The following is an 18705-nucleotide window of genomic DNA, read 5'->3' on the forward strand; positions in this document are numbered from 1 at the left end:
GGTACACGAATTGGTACACGTTATAATGTGTACCAAAAACGTGTACCAATTATGGACGGAAACCAGTCATGGCGCGGATGACACGCCCTCTCACCAATAACGAAATCCTCAAAGCTAAGCCTCAAGAGAAAGACTTCACGCTGCACGATGGCGACGGCCTTTTCATGCTCGTGAAAACATCAGGTAAGAAACTGTGGCGTTTTCGCTATCAGCGGCCAAATAGCAGCAGCCGCACAAATCTCAGCCTTGGCTCTTACCCTGCCCTGACGCTCGCTGTCGCACGCCAGATGCGTGACCAATATTTGTCGCTGCTTGCGCAAGGGATCGACCCACAAAAACAGCAAGAGGAAGTATCAGAGCAACGGCAAATTGAGCTGGATAGCATTTTTTCAGTTGTTGCCGGAAGGTGGTTCCAGCTTAAGAGCAAAAGCGTTACCGAAGATTATGCGAAGGATATTTGGCGATCGCTGGAGAAAGACATCTTCCCTACTATCGGTGAGATTCCTGTTCAAGCGCTCAAAGCCAGGACGATTGTTGAAACACTGGAGCCAATTAAAGCTCGCGGCGCACTTGAGACTGTTCGCCGGTTAGTGCAGCGCATTAACGAGATTATGATTTTTGCAGTCAACACAGGGTTGATTGATGCGAATCCTGCTTCGGGCGTTGGTATGGCTTTCGAAAGGCCAAAAAAACAGAACATGCCAACATTACGACCGGAAGAATTGCCTAAGCTAATGCGTTCATTGGTGATGTCCAATCTCTCAATCACCACTCGCTGTTTAATCGAGTGGCAACTGCTTACCCTTGTACGGCCGTCAGAAGCCTCTGGAACACAGTGGGCAGAAATCGACTTCGATTTAAACCTTTGGGTTATTCCAGCTGAACGCATGAAGGCCAAGCGCGAACATGTCGTTCCTTTATCAAAACAAGCTCTCGATATTCTTGAGGTTATGCGGCCTCTCAGCGGCAAACGACAATATGTTTTTCCAAGCCGTAACGATCCCAAACAACCAATGAATAGCCAAACTGCGAATGCCGCATTAAAGCGCATAGGCTATGGCGGCAAGTTGGTTGCTCATGGTCTGCGTTCCATAGCGAGCACAGCGCTCAACGAAGCTAGCTTTAATCCTGATGTCATCGAGTCAGCGCTTGCACATACTGATAAAAACGAAGTTAGGCGAGCGTACAACCGTTCTACCTATCTCGAACAGCGTAAAGAGATGATGAGTTGGTGGGGTACCTTTACCTATAAAAATTAGCTCAGCATGGAAGAAAGCTATTGGCGTCCAGGAATTGCACAAAGAGGTCAGCGCGCAATGCTATCCCCGCCACGCCTGCCCGCTTTATGTATCGCTTTTCATGCAGGTGCATGCTATTGGCCGGGCCGGGCTCTGTATGGCCTGAACGAGGGAAAGCGGCGCAAGATTTTGCATGCAGATCCATGCACGCTATGCATGCACGGCTCTTTACAAAGCGGCTCGCCAGAAAAAAGGCTTCAGAAGGACAAACTAAAGACGCAATAAAACCGCTGTTCAGGCAGCGGCTGTGCGGGATTAATGAATCTGGCGGAATGCAGAACCATAACGGCCCAGCGTCTGGCGTTCTCTTGCTGGTTCCGGTGGTACTTCCGGTACGTTTTCCGGCTGTGGCGGTGCGGTGATAACCTTTGTGATGCTCTCATTCGTCTTGAAAGTACAGGAGCAGTCGAGGTTGGTGCACTGGTGATAACGCTCTTTTACCTGCTCTGACATATAGCGGCTCGATTTGGTATGTGCCGCGCTTTTGCAGTAAGGACAGTGCATCATTTCTGGCTTCCCTCCTGAAGTTTTGCACGCTGCGCCCGGATTGATTCAGCCAGCTTCTGGCGGCGCATAGGATGGCGGTAAAGCTCCATATCAATACCCGTAAGCGGCGGGCGATACAGACCAATATTCTCCAGCAGCGGAGCCTCATTTAGTTTGCTGTCTGGCAGAGCAGCCGCCGCCCGCGTCAGCGCTTCGCCGACCAGATAAGCCACGTCCTTAATACTATCCCGGTCGTCTCCGGCAAACGTCGGGGAAAGCTCTTCACGACGGAGACGCAGCTTAATGGCCCACAGCAGCGAAGGGCTCACGTTACGCAGGGCTGACTGCCAGTGCGCATCTGCAAATTCGGTAAACGCATCCCGGTGTGATTCAACGTACTCTTTCCCACTGCCGCAGCATTTCAGCATCGCCTCCTGCTTATCCAGAGCCAGCTCTTTAAGCAGCCCGCCGAACTCATCGGCCAGTTCACGGCTGGCGATGTGCTGAGAATGTTCGGCGCGCAGTTCGTCGGTGAGATTGCCTCGCAGGTTGCGGAAGCTCCTACGCCAGCTGCTCTCGGCTTCTTTCCCTGCCTCGATGGCTGCCTGCTGTTCTTTTTCACAGCGGGCGATATCGGCGCAAATGCCGTTATAGGCTTTCATCCTTTCGGTATGTTCAGCGCGGGCTTTCTCGAAGCGTTCCAGTGATGCAGGTTTCTGTTCCGGGGTGGTCATGATTATCTCTCATCGTCTGTAAAGGATGAGGCCATTCTGTCGTGTACCACAGGACAGCGCATTTAATTGCTTTCCGCCTGTCGATGAACAAACAAGGGCATAACCGGTAGGAGGTGGCCCTTAACTGATAATATTTCTTATATAACTGTTCACTGGTATTCACTGAGATAAAAAAGATAATAAATACAACACTTAAAACAGTGAACACTTTAAAATTAAGTCTTCACTGAGTATTCACCTGTGTTCACACATCCTCAGATAACAGCTTTTTTCTGGCGAGCCTTTTTCAGATTTTAATTCTATTAATAAAAGCTTTTTAATCGCTGAAAGCTCTTAAAAGGCAAACGCTGGCAAACGTTGGCAAACAAAGGCAAACAGGAGGTAAGAGAAGTGCTTTTTGCTCATTTTTCAGCAATCAGGGGGTTGTTTACTTCACCAGAAATATAACCAGAATAGGGGGTTACCTGAAGACACTACCGGAACCGGACAGCACCGGCCGGACTCATAATGAGGTAACACCATGCACGCAGCTTCATCCGTACCAGCCCCTGCCATTCCCGTAATCCGCGATGCCATTTATCCGCGTGACCGCTTTATGCGCCTGCCGGAAGTCATCAGCGCCTGTGGTCTGTCACGTTCGACCATTTACGATTTAATCAGCCGGGAGCAGTTCCCGTCGCAGATTTCCCTCGGCGGTAAAAACGTCGCCTGGCTGGCGTCAGAGATTGACGGCTGGATGCAAGCCCGCATCGCACAGCGCGCCGGAGGTACAGCATGATTACACTGAATTTCGGCACAAAAACCTTTCCGCTCACCCGCAAAGAAGCTGCCTTTGTCGCGGAAAGTCTGACGACAGCGGTCAGCGGCAAACCCGTCACGGCACTGGCTTTTACCAGTGGAACGCACGGCCATATTTACGTGCTGAGTAAAAAAGCGAAGCCTGCCAGGCAGCAGGCGAAGAAAGAGAACGGGGAATTCCGATCAAATCCGCCGCAATCCGATCACGTCCTGACCGGTTGTTGAGGAAAACGCCCCGATGAGTGAAATAAGGCTTTTCTCTGGCAAGCGGCCGGTATACAGTTTTCGTGCTGCCGCAAAATCGGCAGCCGGGCGTAGGAACCCGAGTTACTCAATGGCGACACCAGACGCGCCATGCGTCTTTTTTTGTGTCTATGCCTCGGTGCACTCATTATCCGGGCAACGGTTCTTTAGCCGTTGCGCCGTCTGCGTAATGGTGGCCCGGGCGGGGCAGCCTTCGGGCTGGCCGGTATCCATTGAGGCCGGTATTCCTACCCCCGTCCGGGCTGCCACCCATGAGCGTAGGAACTCCGGTGGTAGCAGCAACCGCTACTCAATGGAGATTGTCGACATGACAACGGCCCTTACTGCCGCTCACCCCGAATTCACCTTTATTTTTGCCGCCGTGCGCCGCACTGATGCCGCCGCCCGTCCCTGCATGTTGCGTACTGTCGCAGGCGATGAGCGCAGCGCCCGCGCCACCCTAGCCCGTGATTACGTCCTGTCCTTTGCCGGTCGTCTGCCGGCTAAGGCGGTGGCGGCATGAATACCCTTTCTCAACACCTGAATAACCATGACACCTACCCTATTCCCCATGCTGACTATCTGCGCCTGCTGCACGCGCACACGGTCGGCGTGACCGTACTCGATATGTTCGACTCGGTGAACTGCCTGAGTGCGCGCGGATGCGTGCCAGACGGCGCGGCGCTGGCCTCGGTCGTCGCCCTGCTCACCGACCAGCTCGGTAAAGTCGTTGAAACCTGTGAATCCCGCATGTTAGCCACGGAGGCTCGCCATGATGACCGTTAATCACTCCTGCCTCCCTGTTGAGGTACGCACCGCTGTTTACCGTCGCGCACTGGCGCAGGGCTACCTGAACACCTGCAAAAGCCTCGGCATCACCGTGTCAGCGACGCTCGATGAGCTTCAGATGACCATTGCCCTTGAGCTGGAAGGCTTCTATGTGCGACGTCACGGCCCCGATGCAGGCATGGAGATGGCCTGCACGATGCTGGGCGATATGGTCGAGCCTGATTTGCTGACCGCGCCGCCGCGCCTGACGCAGCTAGGTATCACCATGATGGATGAGCTGTTCCGTAGCCAGCTTGCGGCCGCCAGCCGCATCACGCTGCACTGAGGGAGAACATGCAGATGAAACATATCGTCTCTGACACCGTAAAGGCGGCCACCGGATTCTGGCCGCAGCTTCTGCCTGCCCTCGGTATCAGCGTGCTCGACGGAGGGCGGCACGGAGCCTGCCCGGCGTGCGGCGGCAAAGACCGCTTCCGTTTTGACAATCAGGACGGGCGCGGAACGTGGCTCTGTAACCAGTGCGGGGCCGGTGACGGCCTTAACCTGGTGGAAAAGGCGCTCAGTATCAGTGCTAAAGAGGCCGCCATGAAGGTGGCCGGAATGCTCGGCACGCTGCCGGATCCAGCCCCGGTTATGCATGATGAAGCCGCAGACAAAAGCCGCGCGCAGGCAGACGCAGCCGCACGGGCGCAGGCACTTATAGCCGCTGCCGTCAGCCGCACGGACAACGCCTACCTTTCAGCGAAAGGGCTGCACGGCACGCAGGCGCTCACGCTTGGGGAGGCGCTGCGCTGTGGTGGTGTCAGCTTTGCCGCCGGGGATGTGCTTATCCCGCTGACCGGCGAAGACGGTACCGCCATTAACGTGCAGCTAATCAGCGCCGCAGGCGACAAACGCACCCTGCCCGGCGGACAGGTGAAAGGCACGTACTGGCTGGCAGGCGAGCCGGATGGCAAAACGCTGTGGCTCACCGAGGGATACGCTACCGGCCTGACCGTGCACCGGCTGACCGGGCAGGCGGTTTACGTGGCGCTGAGCGCCAACAACCTGCCCTCACTGGCAAAGCGGCTGCGTGAGTCATACCCCGGCGCGCTGATGCTGATTGCCGCCGACCGCGATGACAACGGCACCGGCCAGTTAAAGGCAGAGGAAGCGGCGAAAGCCTGCAGCGGGATAACCGCCCTGCCGCCGGTTACGGGTGACTGGAACGACGTGTGGCAGGCGCAGGGCGATATCGCCACGCAGGCGCAGCTCACCACCTTCACGCAGCCGCAGCCGCTCAGCCCGTTTGAATCCGTCAGCGAGGCTGACCTGAAGGCCATGAGCGCCAGCCAGAAAGCGGAGCTGCTGGTCGCCCACTACGGGCAGGCGCTGGCCGTGCCGCCGGTCGGGGAGGAAATCTGCCGCTATGAAAACGGCGCATGGCAGGTGATGGAGGCGAAGACGCTGCGCCGGGAAATCGCCGCGCTGTTTCAGAAGGTACGCGCACCGTTCTCGGCCGCCGGTATCGGCAGCGTGCTGGACACGCTCAAGCTGATGGTGCCGCAGATGGGTGAACCGTCCCGCCGCCTGATTGGTTTCCGTAACGGCGTGTTTGATACCGCTTCCGGCACGTTCAGCCCGCACCGCCGCGAGCACTGGCTGCGCAACGTTAACAGCGTGGACTACACTGCCCCGCGTCCGGGTGAAAACCTCGCAGACCACGCCCCGTATTTCTGGCGCTGGTTAACGCGGGCAGCCGGACACAGTCACGACAAGCAGGAGCGCATTCTCGCGGCGTTATTTATGGTGCTGGCAAACCGCTATGGCTGGCAGATGTTCCTTGAAATCACCGGCCCCGGCGGCAGCGGTAAAAGTGTCATGGCCGCGATAGCCACTCTGCTGGCCGGAAAAGACAACACCACGTCAGCTACCATCGATACACTGGAATCCTCCCGCGAGCGCGCCAGCGTGGTAGGTTTCTCGCTGATTATTCTGCCCGATCAGGAGAAATGGAGCGGCGATGGTGCGGGCATCAAGGCGATTACCGGCGGCGATGCTGTAGCCATCGATCCCAAATATCGCGATGCCTATTCAACCCATATCCCGGCCGTGATTCTGGCGGTGAATAACAATCCGATGCGTTTCAGCGATCGCAGCGGCGGCGTGTCGCGCCGCCGGGTAATCCTGACGTTCCCAGAAGTGATACCGGCGAAAGAGCGCGACCCGCAGCTACTGGATAAAATCAGCAAAGAGCTGGCCGTGATTGTTCGCCACCTGATGCAGCGCTTCGCATCGCCTGATGAAGCACGCGAGCTTTTGCAGGCGCAGCAGTCATCCGGCGAAGCGCTGGAGATAAAGCGCCAGGCCGATCCGCTGGTCGATTTCTGTGGCTATCTGATGCCACTGAGCACGCCGAACGGGCTGTTTATCGGCAATGCCAATATTCGCCCGATTAACCCGAAGCGCTATCTCTATCATGCGTACTTGTCGTTTATGGAATCGCGCGGGCATCAGCACCCGCTCAGCCTGACGGCTTTCGGCCAGGCTGTGCCACAGACGTTGAAAGAGTACGAGCGCGTGCTGCTCAAGCGCCGGACGAATAACGGCATACAAACCAACCTGACGTTACATGAGGACAGCGAGGCTGATTGGTTGCCCGCATGTAGCGTATGATAAAATCATTACACATAAACCGGCTCAGGCCGGTTTTTTTATATTTGATGCAGTTATCAATGCCTGTCAAAGTCTATAAGAACGGACGGTGATTGTATGCCTTATTGGCTAGCATGCCGTTAACTATGATATGTGCTGCTTTGAACCACTATATGTGACAGATACATCTCGCTATAGAGAGCCTATCCATATGATTTAAAAAGATATATATCAATTGCTGATTTTTTATTTTAATCATGCAAAGTATGTTGTAACCTATTGATTAATAAGGAACGGATTTTAATGTTTGGAAATAACCAATGCTTACAGAAAAGCAATTATTTGAACTTATTAAAGCATTACAGTCATCAAATTTCTCGACAGCTGAAATTTTTGGGTTGAGCTTCGCCGTCGTTGTCGCAGCTCTAATAATGAGTTTTCTAGTTTCGATTGTTACTGAAAAGGCTAAAATATCAGCAACCAATTCTAACTATGAAACACTGCGGGAACAGTTATCTATAAACACCACTACTATTAAAGACATTGAGAAAAAGATAACTTCCGAATTATGGATTTCCCAGCAAGTCTGGCAAAAAAAATATGATATGTATGAATTTGTTTATGCACAATTGCTAGCGATTAAAAAATGGGCAGATAATGAGTTTCATATAATTGAACTTCATATGACTCCTGGGTGGATAGCGAGTAGTCACCAGCCCTATTTTAATGAGGCGCAAGAAAAGCAATTTTATATGGAAATTGAAAAGGCTCACGCAGAAATTGATAAAGCAATAAATGATAAGGACATTCAGAAGAAAAATAGAGAACTGCAACAGAAATTAAGTATTGCAATGACATCTTTAACTGAGGTTTTAATAACAAAAGCCATTCTTTTAAATAATGACGTAACTTTAATCTTAGAGAGGCTAATTGAAAATATCGGTTTCGATCCTTCCCCATTGGATTATGAAGAACCAGATGACTATGGCTACAGAATAAAATCAGCCATTGATACAGCCCTGAAAGAAATAAGAGAAACAGCAATCTCTGATCTTGAAATTAAGCATCAGGACGGTTAGCACTCCTTAGAGAAAAGTAATGGATGCTTAAGTCTTCTCACACAGAAGTAAATAAATATAATGGGCTTATAGATTACTTACATACTGAATGTCACACGGAAAGACTATGGGAAATTGACAACCCCACTTATTTTTCTCTTAGCCAAGCTCTTTTTCAACTGCTAATATGGAGCAGAAAGAACTATAGGAACTGGCCGTTACAGGGTAGCGCTGTAAGATAAGAAAATAACATTCTTTGTTATACTATCGAGAAAAAAACATGAGCGAAATTAACATTCCAATTTTGATCGCAAATTTCAAACCATTCAGGCTAATATCTCGTGGTGATTTTGATGTATGGACTCCTAGCCTAGAGCAAATAAATAATTCCACATATGACTATGTGAAACTTCACAGAGCAAGCAAGTTCTTCAATGCACATTTACCTAAACCAATGCCAGCATGTTTAGGATTCGACGGAAGCTTAATATTTCCATTTATTGAAGAGTTTAAAAATGATAATTTAGTTGTTGAAGAAGTTAACAGAATTCTAGCTTCTATATTTATCGGTGGCGTTTATGTCGAATCAATTGAGCCTTTAGATGTATCAAGAGGCACAATAAATGTTACCGGTTACTACCGTCATTGCTCCACTCATAGTAGTAATGCTAGTTTCCATCATGCAATCGGAGAGTGTGATGCAGGTTCATTGGCTTCTATTAGATTGCTCGAGCCTGAGATTATAAGTGCTGACAGGATCATATCTGCATATAACTATGGACATAAGATTCTTTCCAAACTGCCAACTCTATCTCCTTCACTCTTTATCGGTGCATTTTCATATTATAAAAAACACCAATTATGCGAGGCATTAGCGCACGCCTGGATTAGTATAGAACAAATATTAGAATTTATTTGGAAAGAAACTATAGTTGAAGATGCAAAGTCTGTTAATATTCATAAGAGACGAAAATTTATTGAATCACAACAATGGAACTCAGCACATAAAATTGAAATTCTATTTCAAAAAAAATATTTATGTGAGGATAGCTATTCATTTTTAAGTAAAGCAAGATTTGCTAGAAATGACTTTATCCACAAGGGATTAACACCTTCATATGAAGAATCTCACTCGGCATTAATGTCATTAATTTCACTTGTTGAAGTTGCCTCAAAAATAAACAAGGTAGATTTTGAACGAGCTAACTTAGAACAGAACCTGTCAGATACCCCTAATCATTGCATTCCGCAAACTTTTACTCCTAATAAAAATGAACAAAACAATCTTGAAGTAAAATATTGGCGAGAAATGAAAAGGATTCCAGGAGATAAAGACTGGGAAGGGGAGTTTGAATCCTACCCAGATATTACTTTATCAGCGATAAGTGAAAGTGACGATTAAAAGTTATATAATACGATAGAAATATTCGCTTCTCGCTCGAAACAAACCTAAAGCCCAGGAAAGATCCATTGTGAGCGAAGAGCGAACCCCAACGCCTTTGACTAAACATCCCATGATACTTATACCGAAATTAACGGTAGAGCTCTTATAGAGAGCTTATTAATACATTTTTAACGTTCCCTCTACTGACGCCAAAGTTAACAAGTAAATCTGTTTTTTCTTGATCCTGACTGGAGTTACGTAGCGCACATCTCCAAAGTGCACTTTGGGGCACATTTTTTAATATTTCTTTAAAATACCTAGAGTCGACATCAGAAAGAGAATGTCCGATTACTACGATCTGAGTGACTGAGGTTAATGAATCAAAAAAAACACTCTCTTCGTTTATTATTTTTGAGCAGTTTTTAAAGTTCGAATCGAACATTTTATCTATTAGAGCATAACCTCCGCCCTCTCGTACATCTTGATCAATTCCAGGAGCAGGATTAACAGTTTTGGTTCGCTCCCAGCCATGACCTAAAATAATTTCACTGCCATCCTCAATTGATCCATGTATATGTTTGATGTTGGATTTATTTATTGAGTAAAGTAGTTCTAAAGTATTTGTATAATTAAAGGTAAGAAAGATTGATTTATTATCAATAGTTTTGAATTTTTTGCATTGTTCTTCCCTAGGAACTTCAATTTTCCCAACCCAGTTACAAAACTGTTCCAATAAGTTGCTTGTCAGATTTTCTGTTATTCTTTCGATTTCAAACTCATAATTATGATGATCTCTGGCTTTAAAGTCCTCTGCTCCGTAAGAAGTTAAATACATCCCACACTCATCAATTATATTGTAGAAATCTATATCACCTAAAGAGGACTCAAGTTCATTCCATTCGTCTCCGGCAGGGGCAAACTCATCTACAGCATTGTATACGTCAAGATCTTCTCTCATCACGTAGTTCTTGAAATCGCTGTAACCTGTTTTCATACCATGATATAAATCGAAGCCATTCCCTATTATGTATAAAATCAAAACTTGCCCCTTTAATGTTATTGATCGTGGTTCCAGCATGTTTAACTTAGTATTTATATGAATCGCTAGTATTGATAACCTATTACTTTATATCATTACACCTATAAATGTAAAACGCACGATGTTATCAGCATAAGTACCTAAATAAATTTGTACTGGAATAAATCGCAGTGCGGTAGGTGTTGACTTAACAGAGGTAAAAAAGATTTATCAGGAGCATACAGTAAGATTTAAGTTCATGGATGTGTAGAGGATTTACCCTCAACTCCTGAGGCTAATTAACAAACAGTTATTTCCTCTAAATAAAGCCATTATCAATAGTTTTACTGTCATGATGACCTATCCGCGTTTATTAATTTAATCTGATGTAAGAGACGTCCGCTCTTAGCATAAAACGGACAATTGAAACAGCAGCGCCTAAGGACTTTGCATCACGCATAGAGGCTTCGGTCGCATTTTTTATCTCATCTAAGGTGATCACCCTTAGTGCACACTAGTGTACATCCTCCCTAATACCCTTCACTACTTAAGTGAATGAATTAAATGCATAAAATCGAAAAGTGAACACTGTGAACACTTTTCCCTAAAATCATTTTATTTTGGATTCAGCACCGAGCATTCGTCATCCTTGCCATGCCGTTACGGGGTGTGAGATCCAATAATTGGTACACGTTTAGGTACACGCACCAAAGTTGAATTGGCGAAAAACACCTAATTTCATAAAGTTGCGGACTTTTTTCAGATTCCGCCAGCCCACCAAAATTCTTGGTTGAGGGTTACCAGAACCTTCATCGAAGTCCTGAAAGCCCGCAAGGTGAAAGCCTTGCGGGCTTTTTTGTGTTTGTAATCGGTCAAAGTGATCCAAACCAACCCGGTAATTGTGGAGCGGTGATGGTGCCCGCATCAATGCCATCATCGACAGCATATCGAGCCGCTGGGTGATCCTGCACATGTCGGAGCCAGATGAACTCTATAAGGGGAATGTCAGTATCAGTCCGCGTCAGGCCAGGCATTACCTCTACTACGACAGACTGCCTGAGTGGAGGCTAGCAGCCTCAAGAATCCGCTCAGCATGAAAAGTCGGCGGATAGCATAATGAGGCAATTTTCAATTTCATTAACACATTTGTTATATTCGTGGAATTGCTCATCTGACAGGAACTGAAAATGGATACGGCCTTACTTAGTGCGCTGGACTCAGACGGCAAAACGAAATTTGAAAGTGCGGTGAACGCATTACAAGGCGATGTATCTGCGGCAGCGGCAAGGCTCTCTGTCGATTCCCAACTGCGTCTTGAGTACTCTAAACCCATTAAAGAAATGGCCGAGGATCTCAGAGCAAAAGCGAATAGTGGCATTATCAGCTGGGATAAAGCTGCAATGGAGGCACAGGAAACCAGAAATCTGATAATGGATATGGTGCGCACCCGGAGTACGCCACTTGGCAGGTCAATGGCAGAAAGCATCAAGACTTCAGGCGTAACGCTTAATGAATTAGTCGCCAAAAAAACTGCCGCTATGTTCGGGCCAAAGGCTAATTTTTACAGCTTATCTGAAACGCATAAAATCAGGTTTATACCGCGATTATAGAGTCAGCGGGTAAATCAAATCCTCAGGTTAACCTGAGAATGATGAAATTATCCCGTGCAGCTAAAGGCTTGATAGTTCTTTCTATCAGAGTATCTGTGTATGAAATATACATGTCAGACAACAAAGCCTCAGAAACCGGCAGGCAGGTTGCTATTAACGGAGCTGGGATTGCGGGCGGTTGGGCTGGCGGTGCCGTTGCTGGTTTAATGTGTGGACCTGGCGCACCCGTATGCGTGCTATTAGGCGGATTCGTCGGCGGTGCTTTAGCGGCGTGGGAAATAGGCAACTGGTGGAAATAGAAATGGAAGAAGTCACTACACTATCCCTGACGGAAGTTAATGAGGCAACAGATACCGCCCAGGCTCGTTCCGAAGTTTTGATTGGCGGCATCTCAACGGGAATTATCATCCCTGGAAAAGTGCTTGAAGGTTCGATAAGAATTGATGAGCGCCGCTATCTTTTATTCATAACAGATGACGTTCTTTTTGAAGAGATGCTGACGCTCCTGCTGTTAGATCTCTCTCAGGGAATTATAGAGGAACTGACTATTGGGGGTATTTATACTTCTGGTCATTTCGAGGCTTTGAAAGTTTCACCCCATTCAGCGAGCTTCCGCTTCATCGGTGGTACCACGTGGACAGTAAAAGTATCAGCATCTCCGACGTTTAAACTCCCCTTTTCCGATCCTCCCGGAGTAAGCCGCACAATGGGATTGAGAAAATACATTGATATCAATGCTAACCCTGCACCAGCCAAAGCAGATGGTAGTAGATAGGGTAATCTGAAGCCCGTTTAACCTATCAGCAGAGCAGGTGACCAGGCAGCAGACAAAACGGCATTGGTGTACGCTTAGGAATATCAGTTAGAGTTGAATTAATAACAAAGTATATCAAACATAAAATTTCAACTAATACTTAGAATCCGCCAGCCTACCAAATCCTTGGTTGATGGTTACCACAACCATCATCGAAGTTCTGAAAGCCCGCACGGCACAAGCCTTACGGGCTTTTTTGTGTCTTAAATCCGAACATTTCAAACACCTGTTCATCTTTTTCCGACAACGCCTTTCGCTGCATCACCTCGAATATCAGAATGTACCCGATAGCTTTTCTGACAGGCCATCAACCGTCTCCCTCGCACCATCTCAGCGCACTACGTTTTTGCACCTCATCATATTTATTCCGCCCGTAATTCTATTACCGATTGAATTCGATAACTTTTTTAAACTGGCACACATCCTGCTTTATCGCTTTACGTACATATCCGCGTATCGGGATGATTTCGGAGAGGGAGCATTTGAAGGTAATGGTTTGAATAGGTGCGACGACAAAAAAGTGGTTAAGCAGAGCAAAGCGTAATTATGGAGACAGACAATGGCCTTAATGAGCGAACCGGTAGTAATAGCGAAACACAGCAAGTGGGTACAGCTTCTGCTTGGATTACTTTGCATGGCAGCCATTTCCAGCCCGCAATATGTCTGGACGCTGTTGACCAAACCGATGATTGCTAAACTCGGCGTCGGGCTGGCGGAACTTCAGGTCACATTCTCGCTGCTGATTATTCTGCAGACTTTTTTCTCACCTTTTCAGGGTCGGCTGGTCGAACGCTTTGGACCACGTCTGCTGATCTCCATCGGTACACTGATGGCGGGTTTCAGCTGGGTGATCGCCGCCCATGTCAACAGCCTGACCTCACTGTATCTGGCCTACGGCTGCCTTGGCGGACTGGGCACGGGTATTGTTTACATTGGCGTGGTGGGACTGGTGATGAAGTGGTTTCCACAGCAGCGCGGTTTTGCCGCCGGAACCGTGGCGGCGGGCTACGGCATGGGGGCAATTTTTACCACCTTCCCGATTTCTATTTCTCTTAACAGCTACGGGCTGGAACAGACGATGACAACGTTTGGACTCATCTTCGCCGCTGTGGGTCTTCTCGCCAGCCAGAACCTGAGATTGCCCGAAACCAGCATGATGATACCGGCCAGCAAAACACCGTCTCCCGTGCTGAGCCAGCGCCAGTTTAAATCCGGGGAAATGCTGCGCCAGCCGTTGTTCTGGCTGATGTTCATGATGATGACCATGATGTCGACTTCAGGGCTGATGGTGACTTCGCAGATGGCGATTTTTGCCGAAGACTTCGGCATCAGCAAGGCGGTAATTTTCGGTATGGCCGCCCTGCCGCTTGCGCTGACCATTGATCGTTTTACTAACGGTTTAACGCGTCCCTTATTTGGTTTTATTTCTGACCGCTACGGCCGCGAAAATACCATGTTTATTGCCTTCGCGCTGGAAGGTGTAGCGATGACGCTGTGGCTTGCCTGCCGCGAAGATCCGTTGCTCTTCGTACTGCTTTCAGGCGTTGTGTTCTTTGGCTGGGGCGAAATCTTCTCACTGTTCCCCTCCACACTGACTGACACCTTTGGCAGTGAAAATGCTTCAGCGAACTATGGCTGGCTCTATATCTCGCAGGGTATCGGCGCAATTTTTGGTGGTCCGCTGGCGGCGCTGATGTATCAGCACACCCATAACTGGCACCTGGTCTTTGGCTGCGCGATTACCTTCGACTTCATCACCGCTGGTCTGGCGTTGTGGGTTCTCAAGCCCTGGCGTGCGCGATTTATGCAGGCGCAAGATACTCTTTCACGCTGATTATCAGGTAGTGAATAAAGCGCTTAAAACAGCGTCCCCCGACTGCGTGTATTGCCATTGAAAAGGCTTCGCCTGTCAGAACTCCGGGCGCATCGTTAAGACTCTGTTCGATAGCGGAGACAGTGACCATCCGCTGATCTTCATTCTCTTCTCTCCGTGAATTAAAACGCCCCGGCAGTCGGGGCAAAGTCCCTTTTATTTTGTCCAGTAAGTGCCGGTCGGTTCGACGGCAAGGAACGGTTTATAGTTTTTTTGTGTTTGCTACGCATCGGGATCGGCAAACTTCTGCGGATAAAACATCCTGGCGAAGAACTGCACGGCCAGCACGTTATAGGAGAAATGGTACCAGATGCCAAAACTGCGACCGGCTTCAACCGCTTTCAGCGTGCTGATGCCTTTACGCGCCAGTGCGGCTTCAGGCTGGCACTCGCCTGTTCTGCAGTAGTCTGCGCGCCCAGCACTTAACCGGCGGGTAGCGGATCGCCCGCTTTCGGCGTCCTGGCGCCGCTGACCAGATAGACATCCGGCTGCGCGGCGATAACTTTTTCCAGATTCACCAGCCCGAGCACACCCGGCAGCTCGATAAAATCCCCCATTTTACCGTTACCGTCTGAGCGACAGCATTCATGGGCTAAAGACGCCTTAACCATGACCGTTTTTTCACCACGAAAGACTAAGCGCCATATTAAGACATTGCTGCTCTGCGCCTGCACCAAAAAAGTGCTTTAACCCTTGCACTATCACGGCGTTGCACCGTTCCGCTTCTTCTGAGGCTGGCACACTTTATGCTTGGATAGACTGACAGCCTTTAACGTCTGCGAGGTGACGATGCTGAATATCAATCTCTCCGCTTCACCCTTTTTTGATGAGATGCTTCTGGCTGAAGGTGAACACCGTGACCACTACGCCGCCTACTGGCAATGGCTGCAGCAGGCCGATCACCAGGCGGTACAGCGCAAGCGGGAAGAAGCCGCCCTCCTGTTTCACCGGGTAGGGATTACCTTCAATGTCTACGATGACGATAATGGCGCTGAACGGTTGATCCCGTTCGACAGCGTGCCACGTATTATCCCGGCCGCCGAGTGGGCCATGCTCGATGCCGGCATTCGTCAGCGTGTGCAGGCGCTCAATGCCTTTCTCTACGATATCTACCATGAACAACATATTCTGAAAGCGGGCGTCATTCCGGCAGAACAGGTTCTGGCTAACGAACAGTATCAACCCTGTATGCAGGGTGTTGATCTCCACCGTAACATCTACGCACACATTATCGGCGTGGATATGGTGCGCAACAGTGATGGCGAATATTACGTCCTGGAAGATAACCTGCGTACCCCCTCCGGCGTCTCCTATATGCTGGAGAACCGTAAGATGATGATGCGGCTCTATCCGGAACTGTTTGCACAGCAACGCATAGCTCCCGTAGAACGCTATCCATCGCATCTGCTGCAAACGCTGCGCGAAAGCTCACCCGTCAACGATCCCACCGTGGTGGTATTGACTCCAGGCCGCTTTAACAGCGCTTACTTCGAACACAGCTTCCTGGCCCAGCAAATGGGCGTGGAACTGGTTGAAAGCGCCGATCTGTTCGTGAAGGATGGCATGCTGTTCATGCGCACGACCGCCGGGCCATGCAGAGTGCATGTGATCTATCGTCGGGTTGACGACGCCTTCCTCGATCCGCTGGCGTTCCGCCCGGACTCCATGCTCGGCGTGCCAGGACTGCTGTCGGTTTACCGGGCTGGCAATGTTGTTCTGGCCAATGCCATCGGCACGGGCGTGGCTGATGACAAATCTATCTACCCCTACGTACCGGATATGGTGCGCTTTTATCTGCAGGAAGAACCGATCCTCAACAACGTACCAACCTGGCAGTGCAGACATAAAAATGAGCTGTCGTATGTGCTGGCCAACCTCGAAAAAATGGTGGTGAAAGAAGTTCATGGCGCTGGGGGCTACGGCATGTTGATTGGCCCTGCCGCGAGCAAAGCTGAGCTCGCCCACTTCCGTGACCTGTTGCTGGCGCGCCCGCAGAATTACATCGCGCAAAACACGCTGGCGTTGTCCACCTGCCCCACGTTTGTCAACGACGGCCTGGCACCACGTCACATCGATCTCCGGCCCTTTGCGCTCAGTGGCGCGGAGATCCGGCTGGTGCCTGGCGGGCTTACCCGCGTCGCGTTGACGGAAGGATCGCTGGTCGTCAATTCATCTCAGGGCGGCGGAACCAAGGACACCTGGGTACTGGAGGATGATCTATGCTGAGCCGGACAGCCAGTGAACTCTATTGGATGGCCCGCTATCTGGAGCGGGCAGAAAATATCGCCCGGGTGCTGGACGTCACCAACAAGCTGTCGATGATGCCAATCCGCAACGGGGGTACGCATGATCTGCTGGTACCGCTCAACCTGACCAGCACCAGCGGGCTGTATGCTGAGACCTACCCGACACTGACAATGCCCAATCTGGTCAGTTTTTTCGCTCTTGATAACCGGAATCACAGCAGCATTTTCAGTTGCCTGCAGATGGGCTGGAACAACGCGCATGCGGTGCGTGGCAGCCTGTCATCTGAAGTCTGGGAATGTATTAATGCCACCTGGATCGGGATGAAATCGATACGCCGTCAGGGCATCGGCTCAGACGGTGCCGACGCCTTCTTTGACTGGGTGAAAGAGCGCTCTCATCTGTTCCGTGGTGCCATGTTCGGTACCCTGCTCCGCAGCGATGCGATGCACTTTATCCGCCTGGGGACGCTGCTGGAACGGGCTGATGGCACCGCCCGTCTGCTGGAGGTGAAAAACCGACTGATGGACATTGACGACGACCCGGTGCGCGAATATTACCGCATGGACACACTGCTGCAGGCAGTAAGTGCGCGCGAAGCCTACCATAGTATTTATAAGCAGCCCCTGAGCCGGGAGACCATCGCCGAACTGATGATCCTGCGCAACGAGCTGCCGCGTTCGTTGCTGGCGTGTATCAACGATATGGTTCAGCAACTGGAGCTGATTGGGGGCCGTGCAAATCCGCCACGCCGCCTGGCGCACATCCTGCACGCCGAGCTGCGTTTCAGTTCCATGAAAGACCTGAACAGAATCGGGCTGAACAACTGGCTGGAAGCCTTTCTCGCTCAGGTCAACGAGATCGCCGAAAGTATTCATCACACGTATCTGGAGGCGCAATGAAACTTAGCATTGAGCACAACACGCACTATCGCTACGACCAGGCAGTGCAACGGAGTATCCAGTACCTGCGTCTGACGCCTCAGGAATCGCCTCATCAACGCATACTTTCCTGGCAACTGACCTTGCCGGAGAAGGCGGTCTGCACCACGGATGCCTTCGGCAACATCATGCATGTGCTGACACTCGATGAGCCGCATGAGTCCATCACCATTCAGGCACATGGCGTGGTAGAGATTGAACACGGCATTGAAGATCAGGCTCAGGGACATCTGTCGCCGCTGGTTTTCCTGCGCCACAGTCCGCTGACCCAGCCCGATGCGGCGATTCAGGCGTTTGCCCTGCGTTATCATCAGCCTCAGGCGATGCTGGCCGCCCTGGAAAACCTGATGGGAGACCTGCTGCTCAGGATGCCTTACACCCCAGGTTCTACCCTTGTGACCGACAGTGCCGCGGAGGCTTTCGCCGCCAGTACCGGCGTCTGCCAGGATCATACGCATGTCTTTCTGAGCTGCTGTCGTAGCCTGAATATACCGGCGCGCTACGTCAGCGGTTACCTGCACAGTAAAGATTCTACCCATGTCGCCACGCATGCCTGGGCCGAAGTCTGGGTGGAAGATCGCTGGCACTGCTTTGACATTACCAACAATACCCGTATACCTGATCAACACCTTAAGCTTGCCGTCGGCATTGATTACCTGGATGCCTGTCCGGTGCGCGGTTTACGGATTGGCGGGGGATATGAAGATATGTGTGCGATTGCTGCCGTACAAATAATGTAAATCGCGACTTGCTGATGGTGAAAACTTCATGCACGCTGATG

General features: G+C 50.1%; 20 protein-coding genes. 15 read left to right on the forward strand and 5 right to left on the reverse strand.

Annotation, left to right across the window (positions count from 1 at the left end):
- The first annotated feature begins 68 nt into the window (after positions 1–68).
- Positions 69–1259, forward strand: coding sequence for an integrase domain-containing protein (locus tag FA92_RS13495; RefSeq protein ID WP_033783917.1), 1191 nt, complete (start codon positions 69–71; stop codon positions 1257–1259).
- Positions 1260–1553: 294 nt separating this feature from the next.
- On the opposite strand, the gene FA92_RS13500 is transcribed toward FA92_RS13495, so the two are convergent.
- Together FA92_RS13500 and FA92_RS13505 are read right to left on the reverse strand one after the other, a co-directional pair.
- Positions 1554–1805, reverse strand: coding sequence for an ogr/Delta-like zinc finger family protein (locus tag FA92_RS13500; RefSeq protein WP_033783918.1), 252 nt, complete (start codon positions 1803–1805; stop codon positions 1554–1556).
- Positions 1802–2518, reverse strand: a complete 717-nt coding sequence (locus FA92_RS13505) for a hypothetical protein (protein WP_033783919.1) — start codon at positions 2516–2518, stop codon at positions 1802–1804. Before FA92_RS13505 ends, FA92_RS13500 begins: the two co-directional genes overlap by 4 nt.
- Positions 2519–3038: 520 nt before the next feature.
- On the opposite strand from FA92_RS13505, the gene FA92_RS13510 reads away from it, so the two are divergent.
- The 8 genes from FA92_RS13510 to FA92_RS23335 all read left to right on the forward strand — a co-directional run bounded on the left by FA92_RS13510 (position 3039) and on the right by FA92_RS23335 (position 9442).
- The gene (locus tag FA92_RS13510) at positions 3039–3296 is read left to right on the forward strand and encodes an AlpA family transcriptional regulator (RefSeq protein WP_033783920.1); all 258 of its coding nucleotides are present in this window, start codon (positions 3039–3041) and stop codon (positions 3294–3296) included.
- Positions 3293–3541 carry a hypothetical protein gene (locus tag FA92_RS13515; protein ID WP_033783921.1) on the forward strand — a complete coding sequence of 83 codons (249 nt, stop codon included), beginning with the start codon at positions 3293–3295 and terminating at the stop codon, positions 3539–3541. The genes FA92_RS13510 and FA92_RS13515 overlap by 4 nt, the downstream gene beginning before the upstream one ends.
- A gap of 13 nt (positions 3542–3554) precedes the next feature.
- On the forward strand, positions 3555–4082 hold the full coding sequence (locus FA92_RS22755) for a host cell division inhibitor Icd-like protein (RefSeq protein ID WP_033783922.1): 528 nt from the start codon (positions 3555–3557) through the stop codon (positions 4080–4082).
- Complete coding sequence (locus tag FA92_RS13525; protein WP_019106103.1) at positions 4079–4345, forward strand: hypothetical protein; 267 nt, start codon at positions 4079–4081, stop codon at positions 4343–4345. The genes FA92_RS22755 and FA92_RS13525 overlap by 4 nt, the downstream gene beginning before the upstream one ends.
- Entirely contained in the window at positions 4332–4673 is a 342-nt protein-coding gene (locus FA92_RS13530; RefSeq protein WP_033783923.1) for a DUF5375 family protein, read from the forward strand. The genes FA92_RS13525 and FA92_RS13530 overlap by 14 nt, the downstream gene beginning before the upstream one ends.
- Positions 4674–4687: 14 nt before the next feature.
- Positions 4688–7003, forward strand: coding sequence for a primase-helicase zinc-binding domain-containing protein (locus FA92_RS13535; RefSeq protein WP_033784662.1), 2316 nt, complete (start codon positions 4688–4690; stop codon positions 7001–7003).
- A 299-nt stretch (positions 7004–7302) separates the two neighbouring features.
- Positions 7303–8061, forward strand: coding sequence for a hypothetical protein (locus FA92_RS13540; RefSeq protein ID WP_033783924.1), 759 nt, complete (start codon positions 7303–7305; stop codon positions 8059–8061).
- A gap of 259 nt (positions 8062–8320) precedes the next feature.
- A complete protein-coding gene (locus tag FA92_RS23335) occupies positions 8321–9442 on the forward strand; it encodes a hypothetical protein (protein ID WP_156105712.1) in 1122 nt (373 codons plus the stop codon).
- A 145-nt stretch (positions 9443–9587) separates the two neighbouring features.
- On the opposite strand, the gene FA92_RS13545 is transcribed toward FA92_RS23335, so the two are convergent.
- Both FA92_RS13545 and FA92_RS13550 read right to left on the reverse strand, forming a co-directional pair.
- The gene (locus tag FA92_RS13545; protein WP_081917159.1) at positions 9588–10502 is read right to left on the reverse strand and encodes a bacteriophage abortive infection AbiH family protein; all 915 of its coding nucleotides are present in this window, start codon (positions 10500–10502) and stop codon (positions 9588–9590) included.
- 634 nt (positions 10503–11136) lie between these two features.
- The gene (locus tag FA92_RS13550) at positions 11137–11388 is read right to left on the reverse strand and encodes a hypothetical protein (protein WP_156105714.1); all 252 of its coding nucleotides are present in this window, start codon (positions 11386–11388) and stop codon (positions 11137–11139) included.
- A gap of 241 nt (positions 11389–11629) precedes the next feature.
- Here FA92_RS13550 and FA92_RS23655 point away from each other — a divergent pair, with 241 nt between their 5' ends.
- The 3 genes from FA92_RS23655 (at position 11630) to oxlT (ending at position 14700) form a co-directional block, all read left to right on the forward strand.
- The gene (locus FA92_RS23655) at positions 11630–12052 is read left to right on the forward strand and encodes a hypothetical protein (protein WP_239780540.1); all 423 of its coding nucleotides are present in this window, start codon (positions 11630–11632) and stop codon (positions 12050–12052) included.
- Between the two features lie 301 nt (positions 12053–12353).
- Positions 12354–12827 (forward strand): hypothetical protein, encoded by a 474-nt coding sequence (locus FA92_RS13560; protein WP_033783927.1) that lies wholly within the window; start codon positions 12354–12356, stop codon positions 12825–12827.
- Between the two features lie 598 nt (positions 12828–13425).
- Complete coding sequence (gene oxlT, locus FA92_RS13570; protein WP_033783929.1) at positions 13426–14700, forward strand: oxalate/formate MFS antiporter; 1275 nt, start codon at positions 13426–13428, stop codon at positions 14698–14700.
- 461 nt (positions 14701–15161) lie between these two features.
- Here the strand turns inward: oxlT and FA92_RS23495 are convergent, their stop codons facing one another.
- Positions 15162–15350, reverse strand: coding sequence for a hypothetical protein (locus FA92_RS23495; protein WP_197061505.1), 189 nt, complete (start codon positions 15348–15350; stop codon positions 15162–15164).
- Between the two features lie 178 nt (positions 15351–15528).
- Between FA92_RS23495 and FA92_RS13580 the strand changes: the two genes are divergently transcribed.
- From FA92_RS13580 to FA92_RS13590, 3 genes are read left to right on the forward strand one after another with little or no spacing between them, the layout of a single operon-like run.
- Positions 15529–16965, forward strand: coding sequence for a circularly permuted type 2 ATP-grasp protein (locus tag FA92_RS13580; RefSeq protein WP_013358778.1), 1437 nt, complete (start codon positions 15529–15531; stop codon positions 16963–16965).
- On the forward strand, positions 16959–17885 hold the full coding sequence (locus FA92_RS13585; RefSeq protein ID WP_013358779.1) for an alpha-E domain-containing protein: 927 nt from the start codon (positions 16959–16961) through the stop codon (positions 17883–17885). Before FA92_RS13580 ends, FA92_RS13585 begins: the two co-directional genes overlap by 7 nt.
- Positions 17882–18664, forward strand: coding sequence for a transglutaminase family protein (locus FA92_RS13590; RefSeq protein ID WP_033783930.1), 783 nt, complete (start codon positions 17882–17884; stop codon positions 18662–18664). The genes FA92_RS13585 and FA92_RS13590 overlap by 4 nt, the downstream gene beginning before the upstream one ends.
- Positions 18665–18705 lie beyond the last annotated feature (41 nt).

Source organism: Pantoea sp. 9140, from assembly GCF_000745295.1.
GTDB classification, from domain to species: domain Bacteria; phylum Pseudomonadota; class Gammaproteobacteria; order Enterobacterales; family Enterobacteriaceae; genus Pantoea; species Pantoea vagans.

Bases quoted from the DNA above. Each gene is read 5' to 3' on its own strand.
- FA92_RS13495 (WP_033783917.1), top strand. From the start codon at position 69: ATGGCGCGGATGACACGCCCTCTCACCAATAACGAAATCCTCAAAGCT.
- FA92_RS13500 (WP_033783918.1), bottom strand. From the start codon at position 1,805: ATGATGCACTGTCCTTACTGCAAAAGCGCGGCACATACCAAATCGAGC.
- FA92_RS13505 (WP_033783919.1), bottom strand. From the start codon at position 2,518: ATGACCACCCCGGAACAGAAACCTGCATCACTGGAACGCTTCGAGAAA.
- FA92_RS13510 (WP_033783920.1), top strand. From the start codon at position 3,039: ATGCACGCAGCTTCATCCGTACCAGCCCCTGCCATTCCCGTAATCCGC.
- FA92_RS13515 (WP_033783921.1), top strand. From the start codon at position 3,293: ATGATTACACTGAATTTCGGCACAAAAACCTTTCCGCTCACCCGCAAA.
- FA92_RS22755 (WP_033783922.1), top strand. From the start codon at position 3,555: ATGAGTGAAATAAGGCTTTTCTCTGGCAAGCGGCCGGTATACAGTTTT.
- FA92_RS13525 (WP_019106103.1), top strand. From the start codon at position 4,079: ATGAATACCCTTTCTCAACACCTGAATAACCATGACACCTACCCTATT.
- FA92_RS13530 (WP_033783923.1), top strand. From the start codon at position 4,332: ATGATGACCGTTAATCACTCCTGCCTCCCTGTTGAGGTACGCACCGCT.
- FA92_RS13535 (WP_033784662.1), top strand. From the start codon at position 4,688: ATGAAACATATCGTCTCTGACACCGTAAAGGCGGCCACCGGATTCTGG.
- FA92_RS13540 (WP_033783924.1), top strand. From the start codon at position 7,303: ATGCTTACAGAAAAGCAATTATTTGAACTTATTAAAGCATTACAGTCA.
- FA92_RS23335 (WP_156105712.1), top strand. From the start codon at position 8,321: ATGAGCGAAATTAACATTCCAATTTTGATCGCAAATTTCAAACCATTC.
- FA92_RS13545 (WP_081917159.1), bottom strand. From the start codon at position 10,502: ATGCTGGAACCACGATCAATAACATTAAAGGGGCAAGTTTTGATTTTA.
- FA92_RS13550 (WP_156105714.1), bottom strand. From the start codon at position 11,388: ATGCTGTCGATGATGGCATTGATGCGGGCACCATCACCGCTCCACAAT.
- FA92_RS23655 (WP_239780540.1), top strand. From the start codon at position 11,630: ATGGATACGGCCTTACTTAGTGCGCTGGACTCAGACGGCAAAACGAAA.
- FA92_RS13560 (WP_033783927.1), top strand. From the start codon at position 12,354: ATGGAAGAAGTCACTACACTATCCCTGACGGAAGTTAATGAGGCAACA.
- oxlT (WP_033783929.1), top strand. From the start codon at position 13,426: ATGGCCTTAATGAGCGAACCGGTAGTAATAGCGAAACACAGCAAGTGG.
- FA92_RS23495 (WP_197061505.1), bottom strand. From the start codon at position 15,350: ATGGTTAAGGCGTCTTTAGCCCATGAATGCTGTCGCTCAGACGGTAAC.
- FA92_RS13580 (WP_013358778.1), top strand. From the start codon at position 15,529: ATGCTGAATATCAATCTCTCCGCTTCACCCTTTTTTGATGAGATGCTT.
- FA92_RS13585 (WP_013358779.1), top strand. From the start codon at position 16,959: ATGCTGAGCCGGACAGCCAGTGAACTCTATTGGATGGCCCGCTATCTG.
- FA92_RS13590 (WP_033783930.1), top strand. From the start codon at position 17,882: ATGAAACTTAGCATTGAGCACAACACGCACTATCGCTACGACCAGGCA.